Annotated in this window: 8 protein-coding genes and 1 pseudogene; 1 reads left to right on the forward strand and 8 read right to left on the reverse strand. The window is 46.3% G+C overall.

The window, feature by feature from the left end:
• Positions 1-2 precede the first annotated feature (2 nt).
• From ACI0FR_RS15170 to ACI0FR_RS15195, 6 genes are read right to left on the reverse strand one after another with little or no spacing between them, the layout of a single operon-like run.
• Complete coding sequence (locus ACI0FR_RS15170) at positions 3-1,304, reverse strand: alanine racemase (protein ID WP_404908484.1); 1,302 nt, start codon at positions 1,302-1,304, stop codon at positions 3-5.
• The gene (locus ACI0FR_RS15175) at positions 1,297-2,244 is read right to left on the reverse strand and encodes an amidohydrolase family protein (protein WP_404908486.1); all 948 of its coding nucleotides are present in this window, start codon (positions 2,242-2,244) and stop codon (positions 1,297-1,299) included. Before ACI0FR_RS15175 ends, ACI0FR_RS15170 begins: the two co-directional genes overlap by 8 nt.
• Entirely contained in the window at positions 2,241-3,194 is a 954-nt protein-coding gene (locus ACI0FR_RS15180) for an ABC transporter permease (protein ID WP_404908487.1), read from the reverse strand. Before ACI0FR_RS15180 ends, ACI0FR_RS15175 begins: the two co-directional genes overlap by 4 nt.
• Positions 3,191-4,150 carry an ABC transporter permease gene (locus ACI0FR_RS15185; protein WP_404908489.1) on the reverse strand — a complete coding sequence of 320 codons (960 nt, stop codon included), beginning with the start codon at positions 4,148-4,150 and terminating at the stop codon, positions 3,191-3,193. The genes ACI0FR_RS15180 and ACI0FR_RS15185 overlap by 4 nt, the downstream gene beginning before the upstream one ends.
• Positions 4,150-5,682 (reverse strand): sugar ABC transporter ATP-binding protein, encoded by a 1,533-nt coding sequence (locus ACI0FR_RS15190; protein WP_404908491.1) that lies wholly within the window; start codon positions 5,680-5,682, stop codon positions 4,150-4,152. The genes ACI0FR_RS15185 and ACI0FR_RS15190 overlap by 1 nt, the downstream gene beginning before the upstream one ends.
• Positions 5,683-5,690: 8 nt before the next feature.
• Positions 5,691-6,755: an ABC transporter substrate-binding protein gene (locus ACI0FR_RS15195; protein ID WP_404908493.1), complete on the reverse strand. Its 1,065-nt coding sequence runs from the start codon at positions 6,753-6,755 to the stop codon at positions 5,691-5,693.
• 201 nt (positions 6,756-6,956) lie between these two features.
• On the opposite strand from ACI0FR_RS15195, the gene ACI0FR_RS15200 reads away from it, so the two are divergent.
• Positions 6,957-7,742, forward strand: a complete 786-nt coding sequence (locus ACI0FR_RS15200) for an IclR family transcriptional regulator (RefSeq protein ID WP_404908496.1) — start codon at positions 6,957-6,959, stop codon at positions 7,740-7,742.
• 51 nt (positions 7,743-7,793) lie between these two features.
• Here the strand turns inward: ACI0FR_RS15200 and ACI0FR_RS15205 are convergent, their stop codons facing one another.
• Together ACI0FR_RS15205 and ACI0FR_RS15210 are read right to left on the reverse strand one after the other, a co-directional pair.
• Positions 7,794-8,972 carry a glycoside hydrolase family 10 protein gene (locus ACI0FR_RS15205; protein WP_404908499.1) on the reverse strand — a complete coding sequence of 393 codons (1,179 nt, stop codon included), beginning with the start codon at positions 8,970-8,972 and terminating at the stop codon, positions 7,794-7,796.
• A gap of 381 nt (positions 8,973-9,353) precedes the next feature.
• A pseudogene (locus tag ACI0FR_RS15210) lies at positions 9,354-9,451 on the reverse strand (IS6 family transposase); the annotation flags it as partial.

Genomic DNA, 9,451 nt, shown 5'->3' on the forward strand with positions numbered 1-9,451 from the left:
GTTCAGCCAAAATGTGTAGGATAAACGCTGACAACGGTTTGATTTTCATCCAACCCATAAATCAGTGAGTGACGATCAATGCAGGTACAAGGATGTGAAACGCCTAGCTCAACAACATCACCGATTTTAATGTCGGCATTGGAGGCGCATTCAATAAAGGCATGCTGATCGTTCAGTTTCAGCACACGGCTATCGGCTAAAGCGCGTAAGAAACGGCCGTCACGATATATGTTTAAAATGCGTGGGAGATCCTGATCAAATGCAACATCGCGCATCCCGAAGCCACATATGACTGTTTGCGGTTCCGGGCGGGATAAAACTTCAGCCCATAATCGTAATGCCGGTAAAAAAACATCTGCTGCCTTTTCACTGCCGAAGCCCTGACGATTATCCAACTGCGTAATTCCGCGTTCATAAACGCCATGATCATGAAAGAAAATGGCACCGCTGCGCAAAATGATCTGAAGATTTTGGTTTGAAACTTTTAACGGCTTCCATTTGGCAACAACACGATCGAAAAAGAGCGAGCCACCGGCAGTCAATATCAGTGGTCTGGACATCTGTAAGCGGGTTGCGATCATTTGATAGGCTTCTGTCGCTTCATCAAGCAGATGATCAACCCGTCTTATCGTTTCATCAGGATCGGTAACGCCTGCCGCGCCTTCATAAGCGGCGATACCACTTAAGCGGAGATTGGCTGTTTCATGACTCAAAATAGTTTCAATCACCGGCAAAGCTGCCTGTGCATCCCGTAAACCTGCACGCGCTACACCAAGCTCCACCAAGAGGCAGAGCTTTGGCAAGCCATCGTCGGCAGTCCATTCAGCAATCAACATCTCCGTAAAGGCCACTGAATCGACAAAGACATACAATTCAGCATCCCGATAAGAAGACATCAGTCGTGCAAGTCTTTTTACAGCATTTGCCCCACCAATCTGGTTACCCAGTATAAGCTTACGAAAGCCGTTTTTGAGGAAAACAGACGCCTGCCGGATATCAGCAACCGTTACACCCCAGGCACCATGAGTTATTAAACTGCGAGCCAGATCAGGCGACATGGGTGTTTTAGCATGTGGTGCAATCTCAACACCATTTGCTTTTGCAAACTGCATCATCGCCCCCGCATTATTGGAAAAGTCTTGTTCATTCAGCGACATAAGTGGCAGTGCCATTGCCCCTTCATAAGGTTTCCAGCCAGCTTGTCCGATCTCTTTCAAGCTGAGCGGTTTCTGGCCACTGGGAAAGCCACGGAAACCATCATCAATCATCATTTCCTGACTTTGAGAGTGAAGGTGGTCAGACATGTATGTTTCCTTTATTGAAATTTTCTGATTTCAAATTCAAACGGTAGATCCGATTGGCCGTTTCGAAGAAAAGAAGGCTTTGCTCAGCGCTGCTATAAACAACCGCAATCTTACGATACGCCGCATAAAGATCGTCAAAAGAAGCATGAAGTCCTGCGACCGGAAAGTCGCTGCCAAACATGGCTCGGTCAGGTCCAAAACAGTCAATACAATGATGGATGACATCGGCTAAACTGGCCACAGTCCATTGCGTATCATAAGCAACCGGATTGGAAATCTTGATAGAAAGATTTTCGAACCGGCTTAAGCGCTTTAAGCCGCTGCGCCACTGCTGCATGCCTTCCGGCGAGCGATCTGCGGGACTACCGCAATGATTAAGAATGAATGGTAAATCCTGATAATCATGAAGCAAACGTTCTGCCTCTGCCATTTGCCATGGATAGAGCATGAGATCAAAAGTCAGCTCATGGCGTGCCAAAGCACTAAGACCCGCACGCCATTGCATATTGCTCATCAAACCTTCGACAGCAAACCTCTTATGTGCAACAGGATGCCAGCTGACGATGTCACGCACTCCTATCACACGTTCATTAGCCGCTTGCTCTGCTATTTTTTTCTCAGCATCAATATCAAGCAAAGAAACGCGCGACACATAGCGTTGTGCGACGCATTTTCCTTTTGGCAAGTGATCCAGCCACTGGGTTTCTTGCGAAAGAAAATGATCGTCCCACCCCGCTTCAATATGAACCGTTGCGACAATATTCTGCCCAGCAGCATCACGCATATAATCGTCCGGCAAATAATTCCGTCTGATCGCCTCTATGCTGCCAAAGACCATTTCATCAACTGGTTTTGGGGCAAGCCATGGATGGCGTTCCATCGTTAAATCCCAAAGATGATGATGGGGATCGATAACTGGTCCTTGATAAATATTACTCATCGACGTGCTTCCCGCCCTGAGATCATGAGGAGAACAAGGATCAGTGTACCAAACAATATAGAGCGTAAACCCGGCGAAGCATTGACCATGATGATGAGTGCCGAAGCAGTCACCAGCAATATGGCAGCCGGAATAGTTCCGGCATATGTTCCTCGTCCACCAAGAATAGACGTGCCACCCAAGACAACTGCGGCAATGGACAAGAGTACATATGGCTCGCCAATGCCGACATAACCCTGCCGGTTCATACCCAGCAATACCAGTCCTGCGAGCCCTGCGAAAAAGGCTGATAAAGCGTAAAGCGCAATTATATTGCCTTTGACATTAACACCAGACAAGCGTGTTGCGACAGGATTTGCACCCAAAGCTAAAAACCGCGCGCCCAAAGGCATTTTATGCAGCAAAACTAATACAACAAGCGCAACTAATATCCACAGAACAACACTGGCAGGCATGCCATAAATACGTGCAGAGCCTAAAAATATAATTGATGGATTTTGCACAGATACCGCACTGCCGCCCGCAACAATCACCAGCAGCCCTTGCAAGAAAGTTGCCATCGCCAATGTCATGATGATGGGCGGAACACGTAAATATGCCGTGCCCATTCCGTTCAAAACACCAATGAAGGTTGCAATGAAAAGCGTAATCAGAATGCCGCTGATGCCGGTCGGGTCCCATTCAGGCGTAAGAACCGGCAATAAAATAGCGGTGACCGTCATGATTGCGCCGACAGAAAGGTCAATACCGCCGACTATAACAACCAATGTTTGGCCAGCTGAGACGATGCCAATAATAGCCGCCAATTCTAATAAATAACGCAGATGTCCATAAGCACCGAAACCACGCACCGTCACACTTGCCACCAGCCAGACTAAAACAACCAGTAACAAGGTAAGCATGGGCGGATTTTTAAGAATACGCTGTCCGCAATTCAAAACATTGTTCATCGTTTTCTCCAATCCGCAATCAACTCTGGCAAGGCAACGGCACAAACAATAATCAATCCTTGTGCGATATATTGAGCCACAGGCGGAAAGCCGAGAAAGAACATGACGTTAATCATAACTGACAGTAGCAAACTGCCGCATATTGCACCCCGCATAGTGCCTTTCCCGCCTAAGAAACCAACACCACCAAGTACCGCGGCAGCAATGGAGTTCAAGGTGAAAGGCGTACCAATTACGGGATCACCGGAACCGGTTTGTGCGGCAACAAATAACCCGGCAGAAGCTGCCAGCACACCTGATAAAGCAAAGGACAGAACCTTAATTTTTTCAACTTCAACGCCGGAACGATAAGCGCCTAGTGGATTTTCACCAGCTGCATAGATCCCCAAACCGGCAGGTGTTTTTAAAAACAATTTCCACCCGAGCAAAATCAAAATCAAAATCAGAAATGCCGAAGGTGTATGCCCGGCCAGAAAGGTTGAAAACCAATCCGGAATAAACCCACCAGGTCGTGGCATGATCAACAAGGCTATTCCACCTATGATGAAGGAACTTGCAAGTGTCACGATAATGGCTGGCAAACGCATATAGGCAACAATAGTGCCAGTAAGTCCACCGACGACAAAGCCGCTGGCAATCACCGCCAATATTCCTCCGGCAACACCAAAATAACTGGTCATAGTTGTTGCTGCAATCACAGCACCCAAACTAACAAGCGGGCCTATTGCCAGCGTAATACCGCCATTAAGCATCAAAAGTGCCTGCGCCATTGTCACCAAGGCGAGCGGAAACCAATTTTGTGTAAACTTAGAAAAGCCGCCAAGGCTCAAAATGCCAGGAAACAACCAGATATAGAGTGCAAAAAATAAGGCAACAACAGCATAAAGGCCGAACAAACCTTTATTCCGGCTGTGCTGAATTGACCAATAAAGACTTCCCATTACTGCTTTTTGCATCAGGCAACCTTTCTTTCAGCACGCAAGCCCATTGCCGCCCCGACGATGGCTTCTTCTGATAAATCCGCATGATCAATAGTGCTGACGACCTTCCCTTCACGAAAAACCATAACGCGATCACATAAATGAACCAGTTCCGGCGTATCTGAGCTTAGTAGTAGGATCAGTTTTTCTTCATCGGCAAACTGTCGTAACATCAAATAAATTTCCCGCTTGGTTTCCATGTCCACCCCACGGGTCGGATCATTAAGCAGTAAAATCTCCGGTTGCATCGGCAACCATTTCGCTAAGGCAACCTTTTGCTGGTTACCACCCGACAAAGCCTGCACTGGACGATTGGTATCGCCTTTGATCGTCAACCTCTTTACGAGCGCCGCAACGGCTGAATTTTCTGCACTCTTTTGACGTAAACCATGGCGGGTATAATAGTCCAATGTCGGTAAAAGCAGGTTGGCTGCAATTGAATGCGGAAGAACCAAACCTTCTTTTTTACGATCAGCCGGTATATAAGCAAAGCTGGCAGTATTGGCAGCACTAACGGTCTTAAACAGACCGACATTTCCATTGAGCTTAGCAATGTCGGCGGTAGCACTCATCGCACCGTAAAGCCCAAGAAGAAAATCTTCCTGGCCCTGCCCTACCAATCCCCCGATGCCGACTATTTCACCCGCACTGGCATCAAGACTGACATCCTTGACCATACCGGCATTAAAACCTTCGATCTGCACCAGTTTTTTGCCTGTTGAACTTTCCGTCCATACAGGAAAAATATCTCCGGCATCACGCCCGACCATCAGCCGAACCAATTCTTCTGAATCTGTGGTGGAAAGCGCTTTATCTGCGGTGACAACACCATCTTTCAAAACAGTGGCATGCGAGCAAAGTGCGCGTATTTCGTTCAAACGATGCGAAATATAAAGCAGTGCCACACCTTCATCGCGTAGCTTTAGAATAACAGATGATAATATGCCTACTTCATGGGCCGACAAAGACGATGTCGGCTCATCCAGAATAAGAACCCGTGGATTGCGATAAAGTGCTTTAGCAATTTCAACCATTTGCCGGCGGCCAAGCGATAAGTTTCCGACCGGTGTTTCCAATGGTTCGGTTAAACCTACCCGCTCGCAAATCATGCGCGCTTGTTCATAAAGCTTCTTATAATCAATAAAGCCAAAACGGCGCGGATAAGCGCCAAGTCCAATATTCTCAAGAATAGATAACTCAGCCGTTAAGCTCAGTTCCTGCTGTACGACAGCAATTCCTGCTTCACGCGCCTCAGCCGGATTAAGACGGGGTAATGAAACCCCGTCCAAAACAATCTCCCCGCTATCAGGTGCGAGTGCACCGGATAGCAGGTTTATTAGTGTCGATTTGCCTGCACCATTTTCACCCAAAAGCGCATGAATACGCCCTGGCTGCAGAACAATATCTACGCCTTTCAAAACAGGGTTGCCAAAAAAACCCTTAAAAACCTGACGAGCAACCAAAACAGGTGTTGCTTCGCCTTGATATGAACTGGATGATACAGACATCGCTGATCTTATTGTCCAAGCAGTTTGTCAAACAATGCACGGTCATAATCTGAATAGATATAACCATCGGCAGGGAACTGATCGGCGCGATCAAGATAGCTTTGAATATTGCTGTCATCAATCACCGGGATCGGCACTTTGATTGCTTTAGCAACATCTTTGCCTTCAAGCGCTTGTACAGCCGCATAGACGGAAAAAGCACCCAACCAGTTAGGCTGCATTGTTGCCCAACCCTGCATGTCTTTTTCCTTCCAAAGTTCAAGGAACTGACGTGCATTTTCGCCCGTTACCGGAACCAGCTCACGTCCCTGACGGTCAAATGCCATCACGGCACCCGCTGAAATAGCACCGCCAAGTGAAAGCACTCCATCAATATCAGGATTAGCAAAAAGCAGGCTTGTCATCGCTTCTTGAGCAGGCGCTGCATTATACTCGGTGTTTGTTTCAGTGATAATTTCAATGCCCTTATTGGCATCCAAAACCGGCTGCGCGCCCTGACGCCGACCATCACTTACAGAAACACCTGCAGGGCCATTCATAAGAATGATTTTGCCCTTGCCATTGAGTTTATCAACCAGCCATTGGGCTGCACGCTCACCCCATTCGTGTGAGTCCGTATTGACTTTTGCTGTCAGATTATCGGTATCAACCAAACTATCAAAGTTAACGACTGCAATGCCTTTTTCGCAGGCATCCGTGATGACTCGATCAAGTGCCGAGGATGAACCGGCAATCACGATAATCGCATCCACATTAGCATCAATCATTGATTGAATATGCTGAATTTGCGTTTGGGCATTCCCTTGCGCATCAGTGACCATCAAATCTTTGACAAGCCCATCTTTTTTAAGACGCTCAACTTCATCAACAATTGTTGCTTCTGTTTGCTTCATCCATGTTGGCACAGAATAAATATTCGCCCAACCAATGGTGTAAGGCGCCTTACGATCACCTTTAATGCAGTTGGCTGCGGCTTCCGCGCTTACTGCACCAGCCATCAGCATCAAAACAGCACTACTGGCACCTGCGAGCATTTTAGCCACTCGGTTTTGTGGTGTTTTCAAGAATTTCATTTTGCCCCTCCCAAGGATTAACGACTTCCATAATTATAAATGTCTGTTATAATGGACATATGTTTATAAAATCGGACATCTTGATCTTATGTTTTTTTAAAAACTTGGCAAGTGGGAAAATACTGTCACCATGCGGCGTGGAATTGACAGCTGAGCAAAGCTTCAGCAAAAAATGAAAAAACAGCGGAGCACATTAATTAAATGGAACCAGTCCAAACTGAGCCCACCGCGAAACGATCACGCGGCCTTGAACGCGCTTTTGAAATACTGGATTTCCTTCGCAAATCCCGCGCACCTGCAAATCCGAATGAAATTGCAACACATATTAAAGCGCCGCGTTCGACAGTTTATGAACTTGTTAATCTGCTGCTCAATCTTGACGTTTTGGAATATTCCGACAATGAAGGCCGCGTTTATTTAGGCAGAAAGCTCTATTTTTTAGGGGCGGCCTATGAGGATCACTTCGACTTTATGCGCGAATGTGATCGCGTGTTAGAAAAAGTTGCTGAAGAAACGCGCGAAACTGCACAATTTTGCATGCTGGATAAAAATAAATACACTGTTTTGCGCATGCATGAGGGCGCGCGGCCTTTCAGGATCTCGTCAGATATTGGCCAAAGAGTACCAATTCCATGGACGGCATCGGGCAGGCTGTTGCTGTCCCATATGAGCGACGAAGAAATTCTTGCCTTTATTCCATCAGAGGATTTTCAACTGGCCGACGGTCAATGGCTCGACCCGCAGGTATTTCTTGATCAGGTTCATGTCGCGCGTGAAGCAAAGGCCTTCACATTTGACAGTATTGTAGACAGCTTCACGCATTGCTTTGCCGTTCCGGTGGAAAGCGATGATGGTACTTTTTGCGCGACTGTCTGTTTGATTGCACCGCGTGAAGATGGTTTGCGAAACCATGAACGCTATTTACAGTGTCTGCATGAAGCAGCAGCCAGCCTTAAAGGAAAAGTTGCGCAATTTAAACGTAGCTAGTAGTAAATATCAGCGCTATATGAATCATTAGCGCTGATATTTTAAGCTGAGCTATGCCATTAAAGCCGCGCCGATCCATTCCAAACGCTTTTGTGGCACCAATCCGAAATTATAAAAATTGATGCCATCGACACCTGCCTGCTTGCCAGCATGAACACGTCGCATCAGTTCCTCTGGCTCTTGGATTAAGGAGTAAAACAAACTGATCCCTAAGCCGATAAACTTATCATCCGGCAATCGCTTTTTGGCATCGAGTAAAGCTTGCTCAATTGCATCTGCTGCCATGTCGTAACAACAAAGAATAATACCGTCACAAGCAGCAACTGCATCCTCCAGGTCAATACCACCCAACCAGCCATCCTTTAAATCCAATAACATGATTTTTGATGCCGGATCAGCAGCCTGTTTAATTTCTTTTATCAAACTGGTCACTGGCTCACTGCGCCATTTGAGGAATGAATGCAGCGACGGATAAGCACGAAAAGCATTATTTCCAGCGCTAGGAAAATCAGCAAATTGTTTTTGCGGAACTTCGCGTTGACAACTGGCAGCAATGAATTTTCTAACACTCTCTTGTGCCCCATCAAAATCAATGCCAGCGGTTTTCGCCCGCAATTTGCAATGATCACAGAAACATAAAGACATCAAAAAATCATCTTCGTCGGTCAAACCGACGCCGTCTTTTTCATGATGATGTTCATGGGCAAAACCCATAAAATTAACACTTTCCAACTCAACCCGATCAGGCTGATAGCGTGTGGTAATATCCTTCACCATCGTGACAACATAATCACGCGCGACCGGACTGGACGGGCATAGATTATAATAATTGGCATTACCAAAGGCGTTACGGGTTACATATTGTGGATGTAGCATTCCAAGGCGAGTATTATGCAGACCGACTGTCCAGCAGGACACTTGCAAACCATCTTTTTTGCGCTGTTCAATCAACTGAGCAAGCACATCGCCGCGTTCATTTAAATTCTGCGAAACCAGAGGCCGCATTTCCTTGCCCGCCCACAAAGTTTCGTCAGGTTGGTAATAAATAGTGCCATCTTCTGGAAAATAAGCTTTTTGACTTGGGCTCCTTGGCTGGAAAAACCGACCAGCATGATAGGATGTTGCAAGACTGATCATATTGCCACCGGCCTTTTGGTATAGGTCATCAAGCAGCGTTTGAAGTCCTAAATCCTGAACATCCCACGGATATGTCCAAAGTGAAATTTGCATTATGTCCGCTCCCCATTTGATTTGCCTTGCATAAAAGTAAATGCAGCGCAGATGTAAATATAAATTTTAATTGGAACTCACTATCAATTATTTTTCATATATATTGGCACCTAGATAAGGTTACTCTATTCAGCAAAAGCAACCCAAGCATCTCAAAAAATACTATGTTGCGAACGGGTTGCCCCTGAGCCTTTCGCTTTTGATCCAGCAACCAATCCAAGTTAGATATATTCAACTAACTGTAATTACATAGCACTGAGAATAGTACAAAACTGTCACCTCCTTGTTAATTTACCCTCATAGAAAAAGATAAATCACGGCTGTGTCGGTTGTGTCGCAAATTTTTCAGTAAGTTAAAAGCGTGCTTATCCTTGGCCGTAGTTATGCTGCGAGTTCCGCAAAGACCTTGAATGGTGATTGGTTGTCGTTTGTAAACTGGTTCTTGCGGATCATGTGTGCCACTTCGATGCCTGCGATGA

Origin of the sequence: Paenochrobactrum sp. BZR 201-1 (genome assembly GCF_044987585.2) — a bacterium.
GTDB lineage: Bacteria > Pseudomonadota > Alphaproteobacteria > Rhizobiales > Rhizobiaceae > Paenochrobactrum > Paenochrobactrum pullorum.